Annotated in this window: 23 protein-coding genes and 1 pseudogene; 10 read left to right on the top strand and 14 right to left on the bottom strand. The window is 63.5% G+C overall.

The window, feature by feature from the left end:
* Window positions 1-71: 71 nt before the first annotated feature.
* The 9 genes from PG898_RS04980 to PG898_RS04940 all read right to left on the bottom strand — a co-directional run bounded on the left by PG898_RS04980 (window position 72) and on the right by PG898_RS04940 (window position 8,680).
* The gene (locus PG898_RS04980) at window positions 72-1,799 is read right to left on the bottom strand and encodes a potassium/proton antiporter (protein WP_005325763.1); all 1,728 of its coding nucleotides are present in this window, start codon (window positions 1,797-1,799) and stop codon (window positions 72-74) included.
* 280 nt (window positions 1,800-2,079) lie between these two features.
* On the bottom strand, window positions 2,080-2,226 hold the full coding sequence (locus PG898_RS04975) for a hypothetical protein (protein ID WP_005325762.1): 147 nt from the start codon (window positions 2,224-2,226) through the stop codon (window positions 2,080-2,082).
* Window positions 2,226-2,912, bottom strand: a complete 687-nt coding sequence (locus PG898_RS04970; protein ID WP_171269221.1) for a M15 family metallopeptidase — start codon at window positions 2,910-2,912, stop codon at window positions 2,226-2,228. Before PG898_RS04970 ends, PG898_RS04975 begins: the two co-directional genes overlap by 1 nt.
* Window positions 2,909-4,036 (bottom strand): succinyl-diaminopimelate desuccinylase, encoded by a 1,128-nt coding sequence (gene dapE / locus PG898_RS04965; protein WP_171269220.1) that lies wholly within the window; start codon window positions 4,034-4,036, stop codon window positions 2,909-2,911. The genes PG898_RS04970 and dapE overlap by 4 nt, the downstream gene beginning before the upstream one ends.
* A gap of 22 nt (window positions 4,037-4,058) precedes the next feature.
* Complete coding sequence (locus PG898_RS04960; protein WP_171269219.1) at window positions 4,059-4,409, bottom strand: ArsC family reductase; 351 nt, start codon at window positions 4,407-4,409, stop codon at window positions 4,059-4,061.
* 200 nt (window positions 4,410-4,609) lie between these two features.
* On the bottom strand, window positions 4,610-4,924 hold the full coding sequence (locus tag PG898_RS04955; protein WP_042648987.1) for a hypothetical protein: 315 nt from the start codon (window positions 4,922-4,924) through the stop codon (window positions 4,610-4,612).
* Window positions 4,925-5,537: 613 nt separating this feature from the next.
* Complete coding sequence (locus tag PG898_RS04950; RefSeq protein WP_171269218.1) at window positions 5,538-6,194, bottom strand: adenine nucleotide alpha hydrolase; 657 nt, start codon at window positions 6,192-6,194, stop codon at window positions 5,538-5,540.
* Window positions 6,195-6,382: 188 nt separating this feature from the next.
* Complete coding sequence (locus PG898_RS04945; protein WP_171269217.1) at window positions 6,383-7,726, bottom strand: anaerobic C4-dicarboxylate transporter; 1,344 nt, start codon at window positions 7,724-7,726, stop codon at window positions 6,383-6,385.
* 345 nt (window positions 7,727-8,071) lie between these two features.
* Complete coding sequence (locus PG898_RS04940) at window positions 8,072-8,680, bottom strand: TetR/AcrR family transcriptional regulator (RefSeq protein ID WP_171269216.1); 609 nt, start codon at window positions 8,678-8,680, stop codon at window positions 8,072-8,074.
* Between the two features lie 234 nt (window positions 8,681-8,914).
* On the opposite strand from PG898_RS04940, the gene PG898_RS04935 reads away from it, so the two are divergent.
* Both PG898_RS04935 and PG898_RS21310 read left to right on the top strand, forming a co-directional pair.
* On the top strand, window positions 8,915-10,006 hold the full coding sequence (locus PG898_RS04935; RefSeq protein WP_171269215.1) for an alkene reductase: 1,092 nt from the start codon (window positions 8,915-8,917) through the stop codon (window positions 10,004-10,006).
* Between the two features lie 199 nt (window positions 10,007-10,205).
* Window positions 10,206-10,391, top strand: a pseudogene (locus PG898_RS21310) (SDR family NAD(P)-dependent oxidoreductase); the annotation flags it as partial.
* On the opposite strand, the gene PG898_RS04930 reads toward PG898_RS21310, so the two are convergent.
* Entirely contained in the window at window positions 10,311-10,487 is a 177-nt protein-coding gene (locus PG898_RS04930) for a hypothetical protein (RefSeq protein ID WP_253264860.1), read from the bottom strand. The pseudogene PG898_RS21310 and the gene PG898_RS04930 overlap by 81 nt on opposite strands.
* Between PG898_RS04930 and PG898_RS04925 the strand changes: the two genes are divergently transcribed.
* Complete coding sequence (locus tag PG898_RS04925) at window positions 10,456-11,007, top strand: SDR family NAD(P)-dependent oxidoreductase (protein ID WP_333563612.1); 552 nt, start codon at window positions 10,456-10,458, stop codon at window positions 11,005-11,007. The two genes, PG898_RS04930 and PG898_RS04925, sit on opposite strands and share 32 nt — an antisense overlap.
* The gene (locus tag PG898_RS04920; RefSeq protein WP_253264858.1) at window positions 11,004-12,005 is read left to right on the top strand and encodes an NADP-dependent oxidoreductase; all 1,002 of its coding nucleotides are present in this window, start codon (window positions 11,004-11,006) and stop codon (window positions 12,003-12,005) included. Before PG898_RS04925 ends, PG898_RS04920 begins: the two co-directional genes overlap by 4 nt.
* 76 nt (window positions 12,006-12,081) lie before the next feature.
* Here PG898_RS04920 and asnS read toward each other — a convergent pair whose 3' ends face one another.
* A complete protein-coding gene (gene asnS / locus PG898_RS04915; RefSeq protein ID WP_041206162.1) occupies window positions 12,082-13,482 on the bottom strand; it encodes an asparagine--tRNA ligase in 1,401 nt (466 codons plus the stop codon).
* A gap of 199 nt (window positions 13,483-13,681) precedes the next feature.
* Between asnS and PG898_RS04910 the strand changes: the two genes are divergently transcribed.
* Entirely contained in the window at window positions 13,682-14,026 is a 345-nt protein-coding gene (locus PG898_RS04910; protein WP_171269214.1) for a hypothetical protein, read from the top strand.
* Window positions 14,027-14,144: 118 nt separating this feature from the next.
* On the opposite strand, the gene PG898_RS04905 is transcribed toward PG898_RS04910, so the two are convergent.
* Both PG898_RS04905 and bioA read right to left on the bottom strand, forming a co-directional pair.
* Complete coding sequence (locus tag PG898_RS04905; RefSeq protein WP_171269213.1) at window positions 14,145-14,966, bottom strand: HAMP domain-containing protein; 822 nt, start codon at window positions 14,964-14,966, stop codon at window positions 14,145-14,147.
* A 135-nt stretch (window positions 14,967-15,101) separates the two neighbouring features.
* A complete protein-coding gene (bioA, locus tag PG898_RS04900) occupies window positions 15,102-16,376 on the bottom strand; it encodes an adenosylmethionine--8-amino-7-oxononanoate transaminase (protein ID WP_171269212.1) in 1,275 nt (424 codons plus the stop codon).
* A gap of 191 nt (window positions 16,377-16,567) precedes the next feature.
* Here bioA and bioB point away from each other — a divergent pair, with 191 nt between their 5' ends.
* The 5 genes from bioB (at window position 16,568) to htpX (ending at window position 21,469) form a co-directional block, all read left to right on the top strand.
* Window positions 16,568-17,656 carry a biotin synthase BioB gene (bioB, locus tag PG898_RS04895; RefSeq protein ID WP_171269211.1) on the top strand — a complete coding sequence of 363 codons (1,089 nt, stop codon included), beginning with the start codon at window positions 16,568-16,570 and terminating at the stop codon, window positions 17,654-17,656.
* A complete protein-coding gene (gene bioF, locus PG898_RS04890; RefSeq protein WP_171269210.1) occupies window positions 17,653-18,849 on the top strand; it encodes an 8-amino-7-oxononanoate synthase in 1,197 nt (398 codons plus the stop codon). The genes bioB and bioF overlap by 4 nt, the downstream gene beginning before the upstream one ends.
* A complete protein-coding gene (locus PG898_RS04885; RefSeq protein ID WP_171269209.1) occupies window positions 18,839-19,714 on the top strand; it encodes a methyltransferase domain-containing protein in 876 nt (291 codons plus the stop codon). The genes bioF and PG898_RS04885 overlap by 11 nt, the downstream gene beginning before the upstream one ends.
* A gap of 87 nt (window positions 19,715-19,801) precedes the next feature.
* Window positions 19,802-20,482 (top strand): dethiobiotin synthase, encoded by a 681-nt coding sequence (bioD, locus tag PG898_RS04880; RefSeq protein ID WP_171269208.1) that lies wholly within the window; start codon window positions 19,802-19,804, stop codon window positions 20,480-20,482.
* A 114-nt stretch (window positions 20,483-20,596) separates the two neighbouring features.
* Window positions 20,597-21,469: a protease HtpX gene (gene htpX, locus PG898_RS04875; RefSeq protein WP_171269207.1), complete on the top strand. Its 873-nt coding sequence runs from the start codon at window positions 20,597-20,599 to the stop codon at window positions 21,467-21,469.
* Between the two features lie 89 nt (window positions 21,470-21,558).
* On the opposite strand, the gene PG898_RS04870 is transcribed toward htpX, so the two are convergent.
* Window positions 21,559-23,361: an MOSC N-terminal beta barrel domain-containing protein gene (locus PG898_RS04870; RefSeq protein WP_270824352.1), complete on the bottom strand. Its 1,803-nt coding sequence runs from the start codon at window positions 23,359-23,361 to the stop codon at window positions 21,559-21,561.
* Between the last annotated feature and the right edge of the window lie 289 nt (window positions 23,362-23,650).

The following is a 23,650-nucleotide window of genomic DNA, read 5'->3' as shown; positions in this document are numbered from 1 at the left end:
CGGGCGCCGGTTCACCGTCTTGTCGTGAATTGGCGCCGAGTATGTGTATTGAACAGGGTCCGGTTGGCGTCCTAGACCGGATCTTCTTCCAGGAAGCGCACCCCTATCTTGCGAGGCTCGCCCTCTTCCATCTCCGCCACCGTCCAGAGCAGGCCCTGCCAGGCGACGTGGTCACCCACCACCAGATTATCGCCCAACTGATGGGCAATGAAATCGCCGAGAGTCTGATCCGCCACCTCGCTCACATCCAGTCCGTACAGCGGGGCGAGATCCACCAGCCTGGCGGTGGCCTCCAGCAGGAAGTCACCGAAGAAGCGTGGGCCGAGATCCTGTTCCGGCGCCTGGCTGAACAGTTGGCCGAGGGCGGGGAGATCGCGCTCGTGGCCGATGACGCAGAGGATGTCGTCCGACTGCAGGCAGGTACTGCCCGAGGGGTGCAGCAGCTCCCGGCCGCGGAACAGGGCGCAGATGCGGGTGCCTTCCGGCATGCGTAGCTCCCGCAGCGGCGAGCCGATGCACCACTTCTCGGCGCTCAGGCGATAGACGAAGGTCTCCCACTGGCTGTCGAGATCGATCTCGAGCCCGGAGCGATTGATGGGTGACGGCGGTGCCGGGACCTCCACCCGTGCCAGCCGGGAGGCCAGCGGCAGCGAGCTGCCCTGCAGGATGAGGGAGACCAGCACCACGAAGAAGGCGACATTGAAGTAGAGCTGGGCGTTGGGCAGCCCCGCCATCATAGGGAAGACCGCCAGTATGATGGGCACGGCGCCGCGCAAGCCAACCCAGGAGATGAACCAGCGCTCCCGGGGGGCGAAGTTCTTGAACGGCAGCAGCCCGATCCACACCGACACCGGGCGGGCAAACAGGATCATCCACATGGCCAGCGCCAGCGCCGGCACGGCGATGGGCAGCAGCTTGTGGGGGGAAGCGAGCAGTCCCAGCACCAGGAACATGCCGATCTGGCTCAGCCAGGTCAGACCGTCCAGCACCGACAAGGTGGTGCTGCGGCTGCGCAGGGAGAGGTTGCCAAGCAACAGGCCGGTGAGGTAGATGGCGAGGATGCCGCTGCCCCCCACCGCCGTGGTGAGGGCGAAGATCAGCAGGCCGCCGCTGACGGTGAGCAGCGGGTAGAGCCCGGGGGCCAGGCGGGCCGTGTTGATGAGTTTCCACAGCAGCCAGCCCCCACAGAGGCCGATGCCGGCGCCGAGGCCAAACTGCTTGACGAGTTGCAGCAGCAGGAAGCCGGCGTCCAGCCCCTGCTGGGCGGTGGCCAGCACCTCGATCAGGGTGACGGTGAGAAAGACCGCCATGGGATCGTTGCTGCCCGACTCTATCTCCAGGGTGGCGCTGACCCGCTCGTTGAGGCTACGCCCGCCGAGCAGAGAGAACACCGCCGCCGCATCGGTGGAGCCGACGATGGCGCCGATCAGCATCCCCTGCATCAGGTTGAGATCAAACAGCCAGGCGGCGGCGAGTCCCGTGAGGCCGGTGGTGATAGCCACCCCGACGGTGGCGAGCGACAGGGCGGGCCAGAGCGCCACCCGAAACGAGGAGACCCGGGTGCGCATGCCGCCGTCGAGCAGGATGATGGCCAGCGCCAGGTTGCCCACCAGGTAGGCGACCGAGTAGTCGGCGAAGTGGATGCCGCCGGGACCATCCTCACCGGCCAGCATGCCGACGGCGAGGAAGATGACCAGGATGGGGATACCGACCCGGGACGAGAGCGTGCTCAACAGGACACTGGCTCCCACCAACAAGGCACCGATAAAAAAGAAACTGTTGATGGTGGTGGCATCCAATGGCGAACTCCTTATTGCGGTCGGCAAAACAGGCACATTATATGCAGATTGCCCCCCTTTGTGTGGCTTAATTGTGCATCGATTTGCAGTTTTTTACGGTTGTTGTGCCGTTTTTAAGCAGTTGTCGCAGGGCGGAAGGGGGGCAAAAAAGAGGGGGAATGAGTGGCAATCGATGTCATTTTTCAGGGGACGGGCGTCGCGTCGTCAGCAGGTGGGAACCGACCCCGGCAAGGGGCCAGAATAGGGTCGCTGGAGCACCGTAGTGCCCCTGCGGGGGAGGTCAGTCGTCCTCGTCATCCTTGACTTCCCGGATCTTGTCCCTGTATTTCGGCAACTGCTTTTCGAGCTGTTTCATGTCCTTGATGGCATTGAGAAACAGCCCGAGCAAAAACAGCAGCGGCAGGCCTATCCATAACCACAGACTCATCAGATTCTCCTTTCGGTGTGACCGGCGGTGACATAACGGGCCAGGATCTCGTCGAGATGGGCCAGTATGCACTCCTTGCCTTCAATATCCGCCTGTTGCAGGCAAAGCGCCAGCGCATCTGGATCTAGCCGCTGTTCGCCGGATTCCGGCGCGAAGCTGATGTGCCAGGGCTCGTAGGCGACTCCCTGAGCCGCGTCCAGCGGTTTGGCATAGGGCAGGAAGAAGCCGAAGTCGGCCATGTGATCCCCGAGCCACTCGCCAAGGTCGGCAAACCAGCCTCCCGCCTCATATTCCCAGGGCTCCAGCGCCAGCCGGGTGCCGACGGGCAGGCAGTCGGGATCATAGATGTCGAGATCCGTGCCCCAGTGGTGGCGGCTGGTGCCCGGCAGGGCGCTCCAGCGCAGGATGGCGTGCAGCCGCTCCATATCATCGAGCTGCAGCGCATCCAGCGGCTGGTTGTCCGCATCCAGCAGCGGTCGCTCCCCGCGCCACTTGCCATTCCAGATGGCGAGCTGGCGCTCGAAGCTGCGCCAGCTGGAGGCGGCCTGCAGGTTGAACCCTTCATAGGCGGCAGCCACCTGCATGTCGTTGAAGGCCGCCGCCGTGGCGGCGGTCAGACGGTGGGGCCCGCGCCCCACCAGGATGAGGTGGCTCTCGTCGAGCCCAAGCAGTTGATCCTGGGTCATGCCAGCAAGTGCTCCAGCACCCCTTGATACATGTCCGCCAGCAGATCCAGATCGTCCGCCTTCACGCACTCGTTCACCTTGTGGATGGTGGCGTTGACCGGGCCCAGCTCGATGACTTCTGCGCCGGTGGGGGCGATAAAGCGTCCATCGGACGTTCCCCCCGTGGTGAGCAGGGCCGGTTGCTGACCGTTGACCGCGGCCACGGCGGCAACGGTGGCCTCCAGCAGGGCGCCGGTATCGGTCAGGAAGGGCTGACCGGAGAGGGTCCACTTCAGTTCAAAGTCCAATCCGTGGCGGTCCAGCAGCGCCTCGACCCGCTCGCGGATATCGAGATCGGTGAGCTCGGTACTGAAACGGAAGTTGAACTGCACCTGCAATTCGCCCGGGATGACGTTGGAGGCGCCGGTGCCCGCCTGGATATTGGCGATCTGGAAGCTGGTGGGGGGGAAGTAGGCGTTGCCCTGATCCCAGACCGTCGCCGCCAGTTCGGTCAGCGCCGGTGCCGCCTTGTGGATGGGGTTGTCCGCCAGATGAGGGTAAGCCACGTGGCCCTGCACCCCGCGCACCAGCAGATCGCCGGTGATGGAGCCACGGCGTCCGTTCTTCACCACGTCCCCCACCAGGTTGGTGGAGGAGGGCTCGCCGACGATGCACCAGCGGATCTTCTCGTTGCGCGCCTCCAGGGTGTCGATGACGCGCACAGTGCCGTTGATGAAGGGCCCCTCTTCATCGGAGGTGATGAGGAAGGCGATGGAGCCCTTATGGTCCGGATGCTCGGCCACGAAGCGCTCGGTGGCCACCACCATGGCGGCCAGCGATCCCTTCATGTCGGCGGCGCCGCGGCCATAGAGCATGCCATCCTTGATGGTCGGCTCGAACGGCGGGGTGTGCCACTTCTCCAGCGGGCCGGCGGGCACCACGTCGGTGTGGCCGGCGAAGCAGAACAGCGGCCCCTCGCTGCCACGGCGGGCCCAGAGGTTGGTGGTGTCTTCAAACACCATGGGCTCGATGACGAAGCCCTGGCGTGCGAGGCGCTCCGCCATCAGGGTCTGGCACCCTTCGTCCAGCGGGGTAACTGAGGGGCGGCGGATCAGATCCTTGGCCAGTGCGATGACATCCGACATCGGCGTTCCTTAACAGAAAAGTTTAACGAGAGAAGAGGGATTGATAGTGGTCTGCCTTGAAGCCCAGGCTCAGCTCGCCATCGCGGTCCAGCAGCGGGCGTTTGATCATGGCGGGGTGCTCCAGCAGCAGGGCACGGGCCTTGGTGGTGTCGAGCCCCTGTTTGGCCTCCTCCGGCAGAGCACGGAAGGTGGTGCCACGGGTGTTGAGCAGGGCTTCCCAGCCCAGCTGATCCAGCCAGCCGTCCAGTCGGGCAGGCTCGAGGCCGTCGACCCTGTGGTCATGGAAGCGATAGTCGATGCCAGCCTCGTCCAGCCACTTGCGGGCCTTCTTGATGGTGTCGCAGTTCTTGATGCCATAGAGGGTGGTGGCCATGGGAGATCCTATATCTGCGGGCCTGGGGCCCTGAAATCCGAACATGAAGTCATGCAAGGGCCCGATTCTGGCATTGTGGCCCAGCCATGGCAACGCTCATGGCCGGGCTGGCTGGTTTTACCAGCTGGGAGGGGGAAGAAAGCGCGAGGGCCAGATAGCCAAAACGCGCCGATGGGCGCGTTTTGGAGGAAGGGGGGCTATCAGTGCAGTGCGGTCCATGCGTGATCGAAGACCCGGGCCCGTTCCCAGGGCGCATCCGGCAGGCTGGAGGAGAGGCCGGTGTATTTGCCCACGTCATCCACCACGATGGCGGAGAGGATCGGCAGGTCGTTTTCGGTACAGTACATGCGGATGCGTTGCAGCAGGGTGCGCAGCTCATCCTGGCACTGTTCCAGCCCGGCCTGCCTGGCCAGTTTGGAATAACGAATGGTGGTGCGTTCCTTTGCAGACTCGACGAGGATGTCCCACAGCTGGTAGTCGCAGGGTGAAGTCCCTGCGGTGGCTTGGCTTGTCATAACTCTCTCCGGTGCGAAATGATCGCTTTGTGTCGACGGGCATCTTGGCCAGTTCACCCCTGACGGGCGTTGATCCAACGCAAAAAAAGTGGAGGTTCTTGCTCAGGATGCCATGCCCGGCATTCTAGTGCGTTGGAGCTGGATTGAAGAACTGTTTTAGATGGTTTATTTGGAGTTTAATGCGGAGAGGATTCGGAAAAACCACTTTTTTAGATGGAAAGCAAGGAGAAAGGAGAGGCCAACCACTGGATCACGTTTCTCGATAGTCTTGCCGGGAGCCTACCCTAGTACTCTTGTTTGCCTTGCTCGTGCCGATGGTCGTGGCCTGCGGTATCGTCAAGGATTACCGCCCGCAAGCGATATCGGCGCTGGATGCCGTCTGCACCTTGTGGCGAGTTCCACTCGGGCGCTGTATGCCTGCTGCTGAAGAGCATTGCGCCATGCATCGACCTGCTGCAGAGGGGGCTGATCAGGCTGTTGAAATAAGCTGGCGTCTTGCTTGCTTCGTGGGCAACGGGTCCAACCCGATCAAGACGGGAGGCATTGCCTCCCGTTGTGTTATCTCGCTTGTTTAGCGTGCCCTGTAGCGATCCGGTCCCATGGCGTGGTTTTGTTATCCCTCATCTTCTGCCAGGTAGGCCAGATGATCTTGGCGCGCCACCTGCCAGCCATCGAGGTGCAGTGGGGCGGCAAAGCCCGGGCCGTCGGTCACCATGGTGTGGTACTCCCCCTGCTCGCCGCAGGCATCGAAGCCCTCGCGCTCGGCCAGTTGCTGCAACTCGGTCAGGGTGGCTGCATCCAGCGAGCGCCCGGTCCATTCGGTGGCCAGCACCCGGGTATCGACACAGGAGAGGTGGGCGACGATGCCGCGCGCCAGCATATCCGCCAGCAAGGCTTGGCGAGATTGCTGCCAGAGCGGGGTGTGGACGGTGAGCCCAAGCGGCTGGCAACGCTCACGGATCCAGTTTGGCGCGCCCCCCACGCTGTCGATATCGCCAGTCAACACACCATCGAGGGCCCACTCCTGCTGCAAGCGGCTCAGCGCAGTCTCATAGCTCTGCTCGAACGGCGCTTCTATGGTGACCAGCAGATGGGGCAGCCCGAGGGCCGCCGCCTGACGGCGCACCAGCGGCAAGGGGTGAGCGAGAAAACGGGGCGCAGGGGGAGCAAAGGTGGCCAGTGCCACCACCTGATGGCCTGCATTGCGGGCATGACAGAGCGCCAGCATGGCATCTTTGCCACCGCTCCAGAGCAGGATGACACGAGACATGGATAAGATTCCGATGGTGAAAGACTGTGCATGCTACCCAGCGGCGGGGGCGCAGGTAAAGTCATAGTGTCTGGAAATGGCGGCTGGAAATAGCCGCAGGAAATTGTTGGGGAACAGGGCGGGGGAGAAAAAAGCAGGCCCCCGAAGCGGGGGCCTGTCTGTCAATGGCGTGCTAAACGCGACTGCGATTACAACAGAATGGTGGTCAGCACATACCCCAGGGCGCAGGAACTGCTGACCCCGATCAGCCCAGGAATGATGAAGCTGTGGTTGATGATGAACTTGCCGATGCGGGTGGTACCTGAGCGGTCGAAACCGATACAGGCCAGATCGCTCGGGTAGGTCGGCAGCACGAAGTAGCCGTAGCTCGCCGGCAGGAAGGCGATCAGCAATTTCGGCTCCACGCCCAGTGCCAGACCCATGGGGGCGATGGCGGTCAGGGCGGCGGCCTGGCTGTTGACCAGCTTGGAGATGAGGAACAGCACCAGGGCGTAGGTCCAGGGCTGGGCCTGTACCACGTGAGCCAGGGTCTCTTTGAGCAGCGGCATGTGGGCCTGGAAGAAGGTCTCACTCATCCAGGCAACCCCGAACACTGAGAAGATGGCGACCATGCCCGCCTTGAAGACGGCACCGTTGGCGATGTCGCCCGGCTTGACCTTGCAGCGCATCAGGATGATGGCACCGGCGATCAGCATCATCATCTGGATCACCAGGTTCATGGAGAGCGGGCCCGTCTTCTCCTTGATGGTAAATACTGGACGCAACCCTTCGTTGGCACCGAGCAAGACCACGGCAGCGATGGCGGCGAAGAAGATCCAGGTAGACCAGTAGGCCTCTTTCGGGAACTTGGTGTTGAGCAGGGTTTCACCACCGCCGTAGACGAAGGTGCGCTGCTCCGGATCCTTGATCTTGGCCTGGAACTCCTCGTCCTTGTCCAGGTCCTTGCCGCGGCGCAGGCTCCACAGGGCCGCCATCATCACACCGGTCAGGGAGGAGGGGATGGCGATCATCAGGATGTCGAGCAGGCCATAGGCCTGACCGATGCCGTGACCGGCCGCCAGGATGGAGACCATGGAGACCACGGCGACCGACACCGGCGAGGCGCAGATCGCCATCTGGGAGGCGACAGACGCCACCGCCATCGGGCGCTCGGGGCGGATGTTCTTCTGCAGCGCGATGTCAGCGATGATGGGGAACATGGTGTAGACCACGTGGCCGGTACCGCACAGGAAGGTAAGGGTCCAGGTCGTCAGCGGCGCCAGGATAGTGATGTATTGGGGGTGACGGCGCAGCAGGCGCTCGGCCACCTGCATCATCAGGTTGAGGCCGCCGGCAGTCTGCAGGGTGGCGGCGCAGCCGATCACCGCGAGTATGGTCAGCATCACCTGCACCGGTGGTTCGCCCGGCACCAGGCCGAACACGAAGGTCAGCAGGAACAGACCGATACCACTGATGAGACCCAGTCCCATGCCCCCAAAGCGGGTACCCAGCAGCAAGCAGCCGAGCACCACCAAAAATTCCATCAAGATCATTCCATTACCTCGTGTGATTGAATCCATGTCCGCACTGGCCCAGGGGCCCGGGAGCATCTGTCATTATTTGCCCCTAAAGGGTTAGCGGGTATTCTGTCACCCCTAAAGAGGTAAAAAATTGAGGTGGTTCAATAACCGACCCTTTTCCGATTTAAGTGCATAAAAACTACGGATAAGGCCTTGCGCAGGGGCGCTGAGGGAGGACAGGCAGGTGAATAAGGTGAGGGATTTATTCGAGGATCAGTGTGATATGCAAGGGCATCGCCCCTGTCAGGAGTCGGCAGGGGTCGAGGAGGGGGTGTAGCAGGCCGGGGAGGCCATGACCTGCGAGTCTGACGGGGCGGCTCAAGCGTCCCGGTTTGACTCGGTGGTAGTCGGGTCTTCGGAAGAGGCAGTCTGTGACAGCAGGGTTGTTCGGCAGGCATCCAGGATCTCATCGGTCAGTGGCGATTCATCCGGACAGGCCCGTGACAGCATGATGGCCCCTATCATCTGTGCCATCAGCGCGATTCTCTTGGCGCGATGGGCCTGGGTGTTCTCTGTATCCGGCGTGTCGCGCAGACTCCCTGTACGCGCCAGCATCGCTTCAATGCCGGCTTCGAAGGCGACCTTGACCTGGGCCGGTTGCCGCGCCGCATCGGCGCACAGTGCGGCCATGATGCAGCCATCCCCCGGGGCATCGCGGTGTTCCCTGGACAGGTAGTGCCTGACAAACTCGGGGGCATCAAGGGCGCTGGTCTTCTCCACGCTTTGTTCAAAGCCGCAGGTGGCGGCCTCCGCCATCAGATCCGCCTTGGCGGGGAAGTGCTTGTAGAAACCGCCGTGAGTGAAGCCGGCCGCCCCCATCAGATCCGCCACTCCCACGCCATCGTAACCCCGTTCGCGAAACAGCTTGGCTGCGGTGGCGACTATGTGTGCCCGGTTTGCCTGAGCCTGTGCCTTGGTGACCCTCATACCCGGTCGTCCTCTGAATCATGGAAGTGGTGATTACTATACATTGATGTTAGTCATCATCAAAATGCTTGACTGAAAAGATTATGATCGTCATCTTTAATGCGCAGACCCCGGGAAGGGGTTGAACGCCCTGACCCTCGATTGACCCTTGCAGCCCCCGAGCAGGGCGGCGCCATGTCGGGATACGGACTACCTTCCTTCCCAGACCCATGTTCCATACGACAGAGGCACGCCATGACAGACAAGAGACTCTTCGAGGCCTATTCCCTTGGCCCCATCACCCTCGCCAACCGCATCGTGATGGCGCCGCTCACCCGCAACCGTGCCGGCCCCGGCCTGGTCCCGAGCGAGCATGCCGCCACCTATTACAGCCAGCGGGCCACTGCAGGTCTGCTGATTGCCGAGGCGACTCAGATCTCGGCCCAGGCGCAGGGCTACCAGGACACCCCCGGCCTCTATACGGCGGCGCAGATTGCGGGCTGGCGCAAGGTGACCGATGCAGTGCATGCCAGGGGAGGTCGTATTTTCGTGCAGTTGTGGCACGTCGGCCGCGTCTCTCACGCCTCGCTGCAACCCGATGGCGCGGCGCCGGTGGCCCCTTCGGCCCTTCGCGCCCAGACCAAGACCTTCGTCAACAATGAGTTCGTCGAGGTGTCTATGCCCCGAGCATTGGCACTGGAGGAGCTTCCCGGCATCGTCGACGATTTTCGTCAGGCGGCTGCCAACGCCATGGCGGCGGGCTTTGACGGGGTCGAGATCCATGGTGCCAACGGCTATCTGCTGGAGCAGTTCCTCAAGGATGGGGCCAACCTGCGTACCGACGGCTATGGCGGCTCCATCGAGAACCGCGCGCGGCTGCTGCTCGAGGTCACTGCCGCCGTGGCCAAGGAGATTGGAGCCGATCGCACCGGGGTCCGGATCTCCCCCGTCTCACCGGCCAATGGCATCTCCTGCAGCGATCCCCAGCCGCAGTACGACTATCTCGTCGAGCGGCTCAGTGCGCTGGGCGTCGTCTACCTGCACGTGATCGAGGGTGCCACCGGCGGCCCCCGGGATGTCGCCCCTTTCGACTTTGCCTCCCTGCGTCGGCGCTTCAAGCAGACCTATCTGGCCAATAACGGCTATGACCTGACGCTGGCCGGCAGTGCTCTGGCCCAGGGCAAGGCGGACCTGTTTGCCTTCGGTCGCCCCTTTATCAGCAATCCGGATCTGGTCGAGCGCCTGCAGCAGGGTGCCCCGCTCGCCGCGCTCAAACCCGAGACCCTTTATGGCGGTGGCGCCGAGGGCTACATCGACTACCCGGCCCTGGCGGGTGCCGGCGAGTAAACGTAGATCGGCAGGGGGCGTCATAGCAGGCCCCCCGCCGACACAGCGCCCTCGGCCGTTGAGTGCCTGGCGCGACATCCATCCCGGTTCAAAACGATCACAGAGAGAATGACATCATGACCATTAAACCCAGAGTGCTTATCACAGGTGCCTCCAGCGGCATTGGCGCCACCTATGCCGACCGCTTCGCCCGGCGCGGCTGACGGCGCTGGCCAGCCGCCTGCGCCAGGCGTACGGCGTCGCCGTCGACATCCTGCCCGCCGACCTCACCCAACCCCGGGAGCTGGCCGCCGTGGAGGCCCGGTTACGGGATGATGCCAGCATCGGCATCCTGATCAACAACGCAGGGGCGGGTCAGGTGGGTCACTTCCTCGCACAGACCGCCAGCAGCGTCGAACAACTGCTGGCCCTGAACACCACGGCGCTGGCGCGCCTGGCCGTCGCGATTGGTGCAAGCCGGCGAGGGGGCCATCGTCAACATCGGCTCAGTGGTTGGGCTCGCACCCGAGTTTGGCGCAACCATCTATGGTGCGACCAAGGCCTTCGTGCTGTTCCTGTCCCAGGGGATGAGCCTGGAGCTCTCTCCGAAAGGGGTCTATGTGCAGGCGGTTTTCCCTGCCGCCACGAGAACCGATATCTGGGCCCGTACCGGCATCGATCCCGACAGCTTGCCTGAGTTGATGGAGGTGGAGGAGCTGGTGGACGCAGCCCTGGTCGGTTTCGATCGCAGTGAAGCCGTCACCATACCGCCGCTGCATGAGGCCAGCCGCTGGGATGAGCTCGATGGCGCACGCCGCCGAGCGTTATCAGTTGGCGCCGCAAGACCACTGATCTGGGCAACCACACCGACGGTCTGTTGGAAGATGTATCAACCCGACATTCATCACTCAGGCCGTCGCCCTTTTCCGTTTGATGATGCGCGCCGAATATGTGCGGGTGCCCTGGATTGGACAGGGGCTTTGCCTGGTTCGACTCCATCATGTTTCCCGGTAACAAGATGATGAAAGCCTTTGTGTTCAAACGCTATGGTCGCTCGGCGCGGCCCGAGTTCGCCGAACTGCCGCACCCGACCGTGGGGCCGGACGAGATCCTGGTCAAGGTGCATGCCGTCGGTCTCAATCCCATCGACAACATGATCCCGCAGGGCACCTTCAAACCCCTGCTCAAGTTCGAGCTGCCCGTCGTGCTCGGCAGCGATCTGGCCGGTGTGGTGGTGGAGGTCGGCAGCCGGGTGACGCGGTTTCGGCCGGGGGATGCCGTCTATGCCAGCCTCTTCGATCTGGGGCGCGGCGCCCTGGCGCAATGGGCTGTGGTGCCCGAACACGCGGCGGCCCTCAAACCGGCCAGCCTCGACTTCGTTCAGGCGGCGTCCATTCCCATGGTAGCGCTGACCGCCTGGCAGGCCTTCACCGAGCAGGCCCCACTCGCGCCGGGCCAGAGGGTGTTCATTCCCGCGGGATCCGGTGGCATAGGCTCCTTTGCCATTCAGCTGGCCAGGCACCTGGGGGCCTTGGTCGCGACCTCTACCAGCACGGCAAACGCCGAGTGGGTAGGACAGTTGGGGGCCGAGGTGGTGGTCGACTACAGACGGCAGGCGTTCGATGCCGTTTTGCAGGGTTATGATCTGGTGCTGGGCACCTTGCGGGGAGACGCGATCGAGCGGTCGTTGTCGATCCTCCAGCCAGGTGGGCGGGTCCTGTCGCTGGTCGGCCCGCCGGATGCGGCCTTTGCGCGGGCGAGAAACATGAACATCATCATGACCGCCCTGTTTGGCCTGATGAGCTGGAAGATCCACCGTCTTGCCCGGCAACGGGGCCTCACCTACGGCATGATGTTCGTGCGCCCGGATGGTGCCCAGCTGACCCGTATTGCTGCGCTGCTCGACGAGGGCAAGCTCAGACCCGTGATCGACAAGGTCTTTCCGTTTGAACAGGTCGGCGAGGCGCTCGCCTATCTGACCGGTCGCGCAAAGGGCAAGGTCGTCGTCAGCCTGGCGTGAGAGGTGCAGGGCGACGGCAGGAAATAAAAAAGCCGACCCTTGGGTCGGCTTTTTGCGATTCGCGTGCTGTCCTCGATTAGAACTCGGCGGTGCGCGGGGTACGCGGGAAGGGGATGACGTCGCGCACGTTGCCCATGCCGGTCACATAGACCACCAGGCGCTCGAAGCCGAGACCGAAGCCGGAGTGCGGCACTGTGCCGTAGCGACGCAGGTCGCGATACCACCAGTAATCTTCCTTGTTCAGGCCCATTTCGGCCAGACGGGCATCCAGCACCTCGAGACGCTCCTCACGCTGTGAGCCACCGATGATCTCGCCGATCCCCGGGGCCAGCACGTCCATGGCGGCGACGGTCTTGCCGTCGTCGTTGAGGCGCATGTAGAAGGCCTTGATGTCTTTCGGGTAGTTCTTCACCACCACAGGAGACTTGAAGTGCTCCTCGGCCAGATAGCGCTCGTGCTCGGAGGAGAGATCGATGCCCCAGGAGACCGGGAACTCGAACTTCTTGCCGCAGTTCTTCAGCACTTCGATGGCGTCGGTGTAGTCGATCTGGGCGAAGTCGGAGGCGACGAAGCGCTCCAGACGGTCGATGGCGTCCTTGTCGATGTGCTGGGTGAAGAACTCCAGATCGTCGCGGCGCTCGGTCAGCACGGCGTTGAAGACGTACTTCAGCATGGCTTCGGCCAGGGCGGCGTTATCTTCCAGATCGGCAAAGGCGATTTCCGGCTCCACCATCCAGAACTCGGCCAGATGGCGACTGGTGTTGGAGTTTTCGGCGCGGAAGGTCGGGCCAAAGGTGTAGACCTTGGACAGGGCGCAGGCATAGGTCTCGACGTTGAGCTGACCGGAGACGGTCAGGAAGGTCTCCTTGCCGAAGAAGTCCTTGTCATAATCTACCTTGCCTTCGGGCGTGCGCGGCAGGTTTTCCATGTCCAGGGTGGAGACGCGGAACATCTCGCCAGCGCCTTCGGTGTCGGAGGCGGTGATGAGGGGAGCGGCGATCCACAGATAGCCTTCTTCATGGAAGAAGCGGTGAATGGCCTGGGCCAGGCAGTTGCGCACCCGGGTCACGGCGCCGACCACGTTGGTACGGGCACGCAGGTGACCCTGCTCGCGCAGGTATTCGATGCTGTGGCGCTTGGCAGACATGGGGTAGGTGTCCGGATCTTCGACCCAGCCCACTACCTTGACGTCGGAGGCCTGCAGCTCGAAGGCCTGGCCGCTGCCCTGGGAAGCCACGACCACACCGGTCACTTCCACGGAGCAGGCGGTGGTCAGACGCAGCACTTCATTCTCGTAATTGGCCAGGGTATTGGGAACGACGGCCTGTACCGGATGGAAACAGGAGCCATCGGATATGGCCAAAAATGAGATCCCCGCCTTGGAATCGCGGCGGGTCCGGATCCACCCTTTCACTGTCTGGGTGGTGCCAACCGCATACTTACCGGTCAGCACATCTACTACGGATGCGTGCGTCATCGAAATATTGTCTCCAGCTTGTTCTTGCAGCGCTATTTGCAACACTAGGGGTCTGGCCCGGGCACAGATGGCCCACCATGGCAGACTAAGCCGTCAATCTTACCCGCGCGGGTTTGATAAACAAGCAAAAATGTCGGACCCTTGCGGGGTTTTTCCCATGAATCTTGCGTGGATCCGGTCGGTTGGGCAGGGGGTGAGAGTGAAGGAACGCAGACGGGGGCCGGATGGCTGGATACGGGTACTCCAGGGGCTGGTGATCCTCTGCTGGAGCGGCTTTATCGTCCTGCTCTCCCTTTACCACTTCGCCAGGCCGCAGACGGCCTACGGTTTTCTGGTCTATGGCGGGGTCAAGGTGCGCCAGGACTGGGATCCCGCCCTCACCCCCTGGCTGGTGCACGGGCTCTGGGGTTGCTGCCTGCTGACCCTGGTGGTGCTGATGCTGGAGCGCAGGCGCAGCCGACGGCAAGAGGATGCGCTGCACGTCAATCTGTTCATCCTGTTGCTGATCCTGGTCGCCAGCCTGCTGCTTTACTATCTGGCGTGATCCGCCGGTTTCTCGTCCTGTGACGAGAGCACTGGAGCGCAGGCGCAGAGGCAGAGGATGCGCGGCACATCAATCTGTTCAGCCTGTTGCTGATCCTGGTCGCCAGCCTGCTGTGTTACTACCTGGCGTGATCAGTCGGCTTCTCGTCCTGGGACGAGGGGGCGGGGCGCTTGCCGAGCTGGCGCTCCACGCTGTCGAGCATCTGGTTGTAGGCGAGGGCCACCCGGCCTATCTCGTCCCCTTCATCGCCCTCCAGCCGGTGGCCGAAGTCGTGCAGATCGGTGGCTGCTTCCATGGAGCGGGTCAGCTGGTTGAGGGGGCGGACTATCCAGGTACGGATGACCCAGAGCGTCAGCAGCAGCCCCAGCCCGAAGATGAGGGTGAGACTGAGCGCCGAGGTGAGAATGTTCTGCTCGACCCGGGTAAAGAGGGTGTCGAGGGAGTAGTCAAAGCGCACCGCCCCCAGCACGGTGTTCTCCGGTACCTGGTGACAGCTGGTGCAGTCGGTACCGCGAAAATCCTTACTGGCCAGCAGCGGGCGGGTCACCACCAGTTTGCTGTGGATGCCGTCGTGCACCACCTCCAGACTGCCCTTGCCCGTCAGGGCCAGGGCATCGAATCTGTCCTTGGGGGCCTCGCTGTCACGTCCCGCTCCGTACTGCTTGTTGACCGCCGCCCCACGCACTATGCGGGCATCTTCCACGTGGGCGTGATCGAGAAACTTGGCGCGCAGGGTGTCGCGGGCGTCCATCTTGCCGGTCAGCATCAGCATGTTGAGGCCGTCGAAATAGGCTTCGCTCTGCTCGCGGCTCTGCTCCTTGATGAGGGTCAGAATGAGGTCCCGCTCGCGCACCGCCTGATAGGCCGCAGAGAACACCAGTACCATGGAGAAGATGAAGAGCAGGAAGAAATTGATCTTGGCAGTGATGGAGAGGCGCATGGGAAAGGTACATCTGTTGGGTAAAACCCGCGCAGTCTACTCTCCTCGCCAGCCGGGTTTTGGTGTCTCGCTCACATTCTGATGAAAAAGAGCCAAAAGGCCCTGCATTCTCATGCAGAGCCTATTCATCGAGGCTCAGAATTCACCGCTGGCGATGGCCTCATGGATGGCATGGGTCAGCACCCGCAGCTCTTCGGGGGTGATGACGAAGGGGGGCATCAGGTAGATTAGCTTGCCAAACGGACGGATCCAGGCCCCCAGCGACACGAACTTGCGTTGGATGCGCGCCACGTCCACCCGCTCCTTCATCTCGACCACACCGATGGCGCCGAGTACCCGCACGTCCGCCACCGCCGGATGCAGGGTCAGCTGTACCAGTTCGGTTTTGAGTTGATGCTCGATGGCCCGCACCCGTTCCTGCCACGGCGAGGCCAGCAGCAGATCGATGGAGGCGTTGGCTACCGCACATGCCAATGGGTTGCCCATAAAGGTGGGGCCGTGCATAAAGACCCCCGCTTCCCCGTCACAGATGGTACGGGCGACCTGCTCCGTGGTGAGGGTGGCCGAGAGCGTCAGGTAGCCGCCGGTGAGCGCTTTGCCCAGGCACATGATATCGGGGCTGATCCCTGCCCAGTCGCAGGCAAACAGCTGACCGGTGCGGCCAAAGCCGGTGGCGATCTCGTCGGCGATGAGCAGCAGGCCGAACTCGTCGCACAGGGCGCGCACCCACTGCAGGTAGCGGGGATGATAGAAACGCATGCCGCCTGCCCCCTGCACGATGGGCTCCAGCACGATGGCGGCTATCTCTTCGTGGCGATCGGCAACCAGCTCCGCCAGCTCTACGACGCAGCTCTCGTCCCACTGGGCGTGGAAGCGACAGCTGGGCGCTTCGACAAAATGGTGCTCTGGCAGGAAGCCCTTGTAGAGCTCGTGCATACCGCCATCCGGATCGCAGACGCTCATGGCGCCGAAGGTGTCACCGTGATAGCCGCCCCGCAGGGAGACGAACTTGGCGCGGGGTGTTCCCCTGGCGTGCCAGTACTGCTGGGCCATCTTGAGTGCCACCTCCACCGCCACCGAGCCGGAATCCGCCAGAAACACCCGATCCAGCCCGGCCGGGGTGATCTCCACCAGCTTGCGACAGAGCGCCACCGCCGGGGCATGGGTCAACCCGCCAAACATCACGTGGGACATCTTGCCGAGCTGGGCAGTCGCCGCTGCGTCCAGTTCCGGCACCTGATAACCGTGGATGCAGGCCCACCAGGAGCTCATGCCATCCACCAGTTCACGGCCGTCGCTGAGGGTGAGGGTCACCCCCTTGGCGCTGGCCACTTCATAGCAGGGCAGGGGATGGGTGAGGGAGGTGTAGGGGTGCCAGACGTGGTGCAGGTCGAATTCTTGATTGGTCATTTTGTGTTCTGTTGTCAATTGATTTGATCTGGTCGGTGTTGACAGTCTACGCGTGCTCTCTACACTAGCCAACAATTTCAGCCACTTGGCGCCACGCCTCGCAACGAGCGGGCAGGCCGATGGCGGGTTCTGCGGTTCTTCATCCCAAGGGGGCGGCGCAGGATCCCACTTATAACAACCGGAAGCCATGTATGAATGCTCTTACCCTGGGCGGTCACGCCCTTCGTCACGACTGGACCCTCGCCGAGGTCGAGGCCCTGTTTGCCCTGCCATTCAACGATCTGCTGTTCCAGGCCCAGACGGTGCACCGCGCCCATTTCGACCCGAACGAGGTGCAGGTGAGCACCCTGCTCTCCATCAAGACCGGCGCCTGCCCGGAGGATTGCAAATACTGCCCGCAGAGCGCCCGCTATCACACCGGTCTCGAGACCGAGCGGCTGATGGAAGTGGAGAAAGTGCTGGAGCGGGCGCGGGAGGCCAAGGCCAACGGCTCGTCGCGTTTCTGCATGGGGGCCGCCTGGCGCAACCCCAAAGAGAGGGACATGCCCTATATCCTGCGCATGGTCGAGGAGGTGCGCGGGCTGGGGATGGAGACCTGCATGACCTTGGGGATGCTGACCGCGGATCAGGCGGCGCGTCTGGGCGCCGCCGGGCTTGATTACTACAACCACAACCTCGACACCTCGCCGGAGTTCTACGGCGACATCATCACCACCCGCACCTATCAGGACCGGCTGGACACCCTGGAGCACGTGCGCGGCGCCGGCATGAAGGTCTGCTCCGGCGGCATCGTCGGCATGGGGGAGCAGGCAAAGGATCGGGCGGGCCTCTTGATGGCGCTGGCCAACCTGCCCCGCCACCCGGAGAGCGTGCCCATCAACATGCTGGTCAAGGTGAAGGGGACGCCCATGGAAAACCAGGAGAATCTGGACCCGTTCGAGTTTATCCGCACCATAGCCGTGGCGCGCATCATGATGCCCGCCTCCCACGTGCGTCTCTCCGCCGGGCGGGAGAAGATGAACGAGCAGATGCAGGCCATGTGCTTTATGGCGGGGGCCAACTCCATCTTCTACGGCTGCAAGCTGCTGACCACGCCGAACCCGGACGAGAACAGCGACATGCAGCTGTTCAAGCGGCTCGGCATCCGCCCCGCCCAGCGGGCCCAGAAGCCGGATCAGGTACAAGAAGAGGAGCTGCTGGCCGAGGTGAGCCGCCAGAGCGAGCCCGCCGAGATGTTTTATGACGCCACCCGCCCCCGTGCAGGTGCCGTCCGTCCATGACTTCCCCTGTTGTCACCGGTCCCTTTGCACTGGGGGAGGCCCTGGCCGAACGTGATCAGGCCGCCCTGCTGCGCCGACGCACTCCTGTGGATGTGGCGAGCGGCGGGCGGATCCGGGTCGGGGGGCACGACTACCTCAACCTCTCTGCCAACGACTACCTGGGGCTCGCCGATCATCCCGCCATCAAGGCCGCCTTCAAGGAGGGGATCGACCGCTATGGCGCGGGCGCCGGCGCCTCGCCCCTGGTGACAGGCTACAGCCGTGCCCACCAGCAACTGGAAGAGGCCCTTGCCGACTGGCTCGGGGTGGAGGCTGTGTTGCTGTTCAACTGCGGCTTCTCGGCCAATCAGGCGGTGCTCAAAGCCCTGCTCGGCAAGGATCATCTGCTGTGGCAAGACAAACTCAACCACGCCTCCCTGCAGGAGATGGGCAGCCAGCTGCCCTGCAAGATGAAGCGCTTTGGCCACAACGATATGGCCGCTCTCGGGCGTCAACTCGAGCCAAATCGGGGCTTGATCGTCTCGGAAGGGGTGTTCAGCATGGACGGGGATCAGGCTCCTTGGGCTGAACTTGCGGCATTGGCTGCCCGGAGCGGTAACTGGCTGATGATCGACGATGCCCACGGCCTCGGCGTGCTGGGGCCGCAAGGGCGCGGCACCCTGGCGGCGCAAGGGGTTGCTCCTGCCAGCGTACACATTCATATGGGCACCTTCGGCAAGGCGCTCGGGGTGGCCGGCGCCTTCGTGGGCGGCAGCCGCGAGCTGGTGAATTATCTGGTCAACTTCGCCCGCCACTATGTCTACAGCACCCATATGCCCGCCGCCCAGGCCTGCGCGGTGAGCAAGAGTATCGAGCTGGTGCGCGCCGCCGATGAGGCCCGCGCGCACCTCGTTCGCCTTATCGCCCGCTTTCGGCAGAGGGCCGAGGCGCAGGGCTGGACGCTGGGCGCAAGCAACACCCCCATCCAGCCCCTGCTGGTGGGGGAGAGCAGTGCCGCCTTGCAACTGGCCGAGCGGTTGCGGGAGCGCGGCGTCTGGGTCAGCGCCATACGCCCGCCCACTGTGCCGGTCGGCACGGCGCGCCTTCGCATCACTCTCTGCGCCGCCCACGGCGAAGATGACGTGGATCGCCTGCTCGAGGCCCTGGGTCCCTACCCATCCACCGACGAGAGAGGCGGCGCCCATGCTGCATGAGCGTTTCCAGCAGGTCGACAAGGCCCAGCTCGCCCGCCGCTTCGGGGCGGCCGCCCGCCACTACGACGCCCATGCCCGCTTCCAGCAGGAGGTGGGGCAGGCGCTGCTCGACCTGATGCCGGACAGGCCGGTTGGTTCTGAACTGACGGTTTGCGGGCTGGATCTTGACACTGCCGTGTACCGGCGTGGTTTGCCCGACTCCTTGCCTGACGGTTTACCGGAAACTGGGCTGGATCTGGGCTGCGGCACCGGCTTCTTTCTGCCCGCGCTGGCGGGTCGTTGCCAGCAGTTGCACGGGCTGGATCTCGCCCCCGGCATGCTGGCGCAGGCCGCCCTGCGTGGCAGCGGTGCCCGGCTGGTGTGCGGCGATGCGGAGGTGCTGCCCTTCGCGGATCAGAGCCTGGACTGGGTCTTCTCCAGCCTGGCGCTGCAGTGGTGCGAACGCCCGGCCCAGGCGTTTGCCGAGATCCACCGGGTGCTCAAACCCGGTGGTCAGATCTTCTTCTCGACCCTGCTGGCCGGGTCGCTTTGGCAGTTGCGTGAGGCCTGGAGCGTCGTCGACGGGCACGCCCACGTCAACCGCTTCCTCGCCCTGCCCCAGTTGCAGCAGGCCATTGGTGCCGCGGGTTTTCAAGCGCCTGAGCTGACCTCTGTCACTTGGTCCCTCGCTTATCTGGAGCTCAACGACTTGCTGCGGGATCTCAAGGGCATAGGGGCCAGCCAGGTCAATGACGACAGGGCCGCGGGGCTGGGCAACCGCCAGCGCCTGAGGCGTCTCGGAGAAGCCTATGAGCGCCACCGCCAGCCCGACGGCCTGCTGGCCGCCAGCTACGAGGTCTGTCTCGGGCGCCTGGTTCGACGTTGATAGCCATTCAAAGGCAGTAATAATCCCTGCTATTCACCATTGATACCAGGGCGCAACCGGCGCCCTGAACTGCGCTGAGGAATCATCATGGCGACATCCTATTTCATCACGGGTACCGACACCGACGTGGGCAAGACCCTGGTCGCCCGTACCCTGCTGCAGGCGTTCGCCGCCCGGGGCATAGTCTGCGCCGGCTACAAGCCGATCTCCGCCGGCTGTGCCCGCACCCCCGAGGGGCTTCGCAACCTCGATGCTCAGCAACTGCAAGCGGCCGCCAGCCTCCCGCTGCCCATCGACTCGGTCAACCCCTATGCCTTCGAGCCCCCCATAGCCCCCCACATAGCCGCGCAGGAGGTGGGGGCGAGCATCCCTCTGTCGGGCCTGTCTGCGGGGCTGCGGGAGATTGAACGGGCCGGGGCTGAACTGGTGATAGTCGAGGGGGCGGGGGGCTGGTTTTTGCCGCTGGATCACCAGCATCTGCTGTCCGACTGGGTCGTCCTTGAGCGGCTGCCGGTGATCCTGGTGGTGGGGGCCAAGCTGGGTTGCCTCAATCATGCCCTGCTCACCAGCGCCGCCATCCGTCATCAGGGGCTGACCCTGGCCGGCTGGGTGGTGAATCGGGTGGATCCGCACATGAGTCGCTACCAGGAGAACCTGGCCACCTTGAAAGCCTTGTTGCCGGCCCCATTTCTGGGTGAGATCCCTTTCGTAGACCAGCCGCTCGAGGCGGATCTGCGCGAGTGTCTCGACATCTCGTCCCTGCTCTGAGGCCCAACATTCAGCAAACATTCATCGAGTCTGTCTATGATCGGGGGCAGGTGTGGTATCAGGTCGATTGTGAATTGGCCCGAACCATGCATCCATATCTCACAAGGAGTCAATATGAAGCGAATTATGCTATTCCTGGTGACCAACCTGGCCGTCATGCTGGTGCTGGGGGTGGTACTCAATATCCTGTTCTCGGTTCTGGGGATCAACAAGTCCAGCATTTCCGGTCTGTTGGTGTTCTGTGCCGTGTTCGGTTTTGGGGGTTCCTTTATCTCCTTGCTGATGTCCAAGTGGATGGCCAAGCGCAGCTATGGCGTCCAGGTCATCGAGCAGCCCCGTAACGAGACCGAGCACTGGCTGGTGAGCACGGTGGCACGTCAGGCCCGTGAGGCAGGCATCAAGATGCCGGAAGTGGGGATCTACGACTCCCCCGAGATGAACGCCTTCGCCACCGGCGCCCGTCGTGACGACTCCCTCGTTGCCGTATCTTCCGGCCTGCTCTACAGCATGAGCCGCGACGAGGCGGAAGCCGTGCTGGCCCACGAGGTGAGCCACGTGGCCAACGGCGACATGGTGACTCTGACCCTGATCCAGGGGGTGGTGAACACCTTCGTGATGTTCTTCGCCCGCATCGTGGCCGGTGTCATCAGCAACTTCTTCAGCTCCAACAACGACGAAGAGAGCAGCAGCTCCGGTGGCTTTGCCTACATGATCACCGTGTTCGTGCTGGAGATGCTGTTCGGCGTGCTGGCCTCCATGATCGTCATGTGGTTCAGCCGTCAGCGCGAATTCCGCGCCGACGCCGGTGCCGCCAAGCTGGCCGGTCGCGACAAGATGATAGCCGCGCTGCAGCGCCTCTCCCGCGGTGCCGAGCCGCAGATGGAAGGCACCATGATGGCCTTCGGCATCAACGGCAAGCGCTCCATGAGCGAACTGTTCATGAGCCACCCGCCCATCGAACAGCGCATCGCCGCCCTGCGTGGCTGATTGCCGGATGGGATAAGAAAACGGCTGCCTCAGGGCAGCCGTTTTGTTTTGTGGTGGTGATGGCGGCAATCTATGACGGCGCGATCCTCTTATTTGATTACCAGATCGGAGAGGGGCACGGCGCAGCAGGTGAGGATCTTGCCCGCAGCCCGCTCGGCGGCTGTGATGGCCGGAGCGTCCGGGTGATCCACCTCGCCCGAGATCAGCGTCTGTTTGCAACTGCCGCAGATGCCGGCGCGGCAGCTCCAGGGCAGCTCCACCCCCTGCTTGTGGGCCTGATCCAGCACAGTGCCCTGATTGTTGCCAGCGAAGGTCTGCTCGCCGATGCGCAGTTGCACCGCCTTGTGGGGACGGGCCACCGAGAGGATGGCCCCGCCAAAGCTCTCCTGGCGGATGCGCTCGGCGACGACCCCCTGCTCCTGCAGCCACCTGACCGCCTCGCTCATGAAGCCGTGGGGGCCGCACAGGAAGATCTCCCGCGCCAGCAGATCCCTGACCTGCTCGAGGTGCCCCTTGCCAAGGCGACCGCTCATGCCCTGCCAGTGGTCGTCAGGCTGACTCAGGATCAGGGTCAGTTGCATGCCAGCCTGACTCATGGCGTGCAGCTCGGCGGCGGCCGGAATGTCGGCCTCGCTGCGGCACAGGTGCATAAAGTGAACATCTCCCAGCTCCCCGCGCAGCGCCAGGGTGCGGGCAATGGACAGCATGGGGGTGACGCCTGAGCCCGCCGAGAGCAGCAGCAGCTTGCGCTCAGACCCCAAGTGAAACTCGCCGGCCGGGGGGGCGGCCAGCAGGTGATCGCCCACGCGCAGATCATGGTGAAGCCAGGGGGAGATACGGCCATCGGCCAGCTTCTTGACGCTGATGCCGTAGCGCTCTGGTCTCTCCGGGGTGGAGCTCAGGGTGTAGCGGCGCTGTTGCCGTTCCCCCTTGATGTCGAGGCTGATGGGCAGGTGCTGGCCCGGCAGATAGTCGGGCAGCGGCTCGCCGTCGGCCGCCTCGAACCAGAAGGTCTCCAGATCCCGCGCCAGCGGCTCGCGGGCGACGCAGACCAGCTCCCGCTTCTTCGGCGCCGCATTGGGGTAGACGGGGGGGCGGACGGTTTCCAGCACCTCGATTTCGCTCCCTGCCTCAATCCAGCCCTCGTTCAGCGCCACCAGATTCTGGCCGAAATAGACCTCTCCATCCTCGCCACGGCGGTAGCGGGTGAGGGTGGCGAGCGGCTCTTTCAGCGCGTTGAAGCGATCCGTGCCCGCCTCCACCGTGGTCATGATGCAGCGGCTGCACGGCTTGGCCACCAGAAACTCCACCTCGCCGATGCGGATCCGCTTCCAGCCATCCTCTTCGAAGGGGCGGGTGCCGCTTGCCACCAGATTGGTGCGAAACTGGCTCATCTGGTGCAGGGCATCGGATCTCAGGTTGAGATCATCCAGCGAACTCTGGCTTACCAGCAGCAGGGGATAACCGTCGGCAAAGCTGACCCGGGTGCCGGTCTTCTCCCGAAAGCGGTCAGAGGTTTCGCCGAGCCAGAGCAGGCGAACCGGCTCCCCCGCCACCCGGCTGAGCCACTCATCGGCCTGGGACTGGGTGTGCAGGGCATGGAAGCTGTCACCCCAGACGCCGGTGGCCTGGGGGGCGCGGCTGAAGTCGACCTCCTGCAGCCTGAGCTGTGCCAGCCCCTGGTAACGCAGTTGCAGGCCGCCCTCCACCGGGGTGGCCGTCACCAGTTGCAGCTGGGGATGGGTGCGGGCTGTGATGAAGCTGCCATCCGGCTTGACCACCATGTAGCGGCGATCCCCCAGCAGCCCCTCCTGGGTCACCAGGGCGCGGGTCAGCGGCATGCCCGCCGTCGATTTGATGAGGTAGAGATGTATGCTGGCGAGGCTGGGCATGTCCGGGTCCTTGTGCTGTGACGATTCCAGTGAAGAGGGCAAGATAACGATTCCAGCCCCGTGCGGCAATCCTCTCCTTTTCCCCCACCCCAACGGTGGGGGATCGCGACAGGGTTGCAGGCCCGAAGGCGTGCGTGGTGTGACGGAGATCCGGTTGTGGGGGCGATGCCCCATAAAGCGCAACATTTATTGATCCTGATCCACCATGTCGTACAAAAAACGGCCCATCATCGAGCCAGTTTCCAGTTTCTGACGCTTTCGCTTCTTCCCTCTCCGGCCACCGTCTGCC

The sequence above is a fragment of the Aeromonas sp. QDB31 genome (genome assembly GCF_027707605.1).
Taxonomy (GTDB): domain Bacteria; phylum Pseudomonadota; class Gammaproteobacteria; order Enterobacterales; family Aeromonadaceae; genus Aeromonas; species Aeromonas media.
This window is presented reverse-complemented; position numbering and strand designations above follow the sequence as displayed.

Coding starts and splice junctions, on each gene's coding strand:
- PG898_RS04975 (WP_005325762.1), bottom strand. CDS start 2,226: ATGAGTCTGTGGTTATGGATAGGCCTGCCGCTGCTGTTTTTGCTCGGG.
- PG898_RS04970 (WP_171269221.1), bottom strand. CDS start 2,912: ATGACCCAGGATCAACTGCTTGGGCTCGACGAGAGCCACCTCATCCTG.
- dapE (WP_171269220.1), bottom strand. CDS start 4,036: ATGTCGGATGTCATCGCACTGGCCAAGGATCTGATCCGCCGCCCCTCA.
- PG898_RS04960 (WP_171269219.1), bottom strand. CDS start 4,409: ATGGCCACCACCCTCTATGGCATCAAGAACTGCGACACCATCAAGAAG.
- PG898_RS04955 (WP_042648987.1), bottom strand. CDS start 4,924: ATGACAAGCCAAGCCACCGCAGGGACTTCACCCTGCGACTACCAGCTG.
- PG898_RS04950 (WP_171269218.1), bottom strand. CDS start 6,194: ATGTCTCGTGTCATCCTGCTCTGGAGCGGTGGCAAAGATGCCATGCTG.
- PG898_RS04945 (WP_171269217.1), bottom strand. CDS start 7,726: ATGATCTTGATGGAATTTTTGGTGGTGCTCGGCTGCTTGCTGCTGGGT.
- PG898_RS04940 (WP_171269216.1), bottom strand. CDS start 8,680: ATGAGGGTCACCAAGGCACAGGCTCAGGCAAACCGGGCACACATAGTC.
- PG898_RS04935 (WP_171269215.1), top strand. CDS start 8,915: ATGACAGACAAGAGACTCTTCGAGGCCTATTCCCTTGGCCCCATCACC.
- PG898_RS04930 (WP_253264860.1), bottom strand. CDS start 10,487: ATGTTGACGATGGCCCCCTCGCCGGCTTGCACCAATCGCGACGGCCAG.
- PG898_RS04920 (WP_253264858.1), top strand. CDS start 11,004: ATGATGAAAGCCTTTGTGTTCAAACGCTATGGTCGCTCGGCGCGGCCC.
- asnS (WP_041206162.1), bottom strand. CDS start 13,482: ATGACGCACGCATCCGTAGTAGATGTGCTGACCGGTAAGTATGCGGTT.
- PG898_RS04905 (WP_171269213.1), bottom strand. CDS start 14,966: ATGCGCCTCTCCATCACTGCCAAGATCAATTTCTTCCTGCTCTTCATC.
- bioA (WP_171269212.1), bottom strand. CDS start 16,376: ATGACCAATCAAGAATTCGACCTGCACCACGTCTGGCACCCCTACACC.
- bioB (WP_171269211.1), top strand. CDS start 16,568: ATGAATGCTCTTACCCTGGGCGGTCACGCCCTTCGTCACGACTGGACC.
- bioF (WP_171269210.1), top strand. CDS start 17,653: ATGACTTCCCCTGTTGTCACCGGTCCCTTTGCACTGGGGGAGGCCCTG.
- PG898_RS04885 (WP_171269209.1), top strand. CDS start 18,839: ATGCTGCATGAGCGTTTCCAGCAGGTCGACAAGGCCCAGCTCGCCCGC.
- bioD (WP_171269208.1), top strand. CDS start 19,802: ATGGCGACATCCTATTTCATCACGGGTACCGACACCGACGTGGGCAAG.
- htpX (WP_171269207.1), top strand. CDS start 20,597: ATGAAGCGAATTATGCTATTCCTGGTGACCAACCTGGCCGTCATGCTG.
- PG898_RS04870 (WP_270824352.1), bottom strand. CDS start 23,361: ATGCCCAGCCTCGCCAGCATACATCTCTACCTCATCAAATCGACGGCG.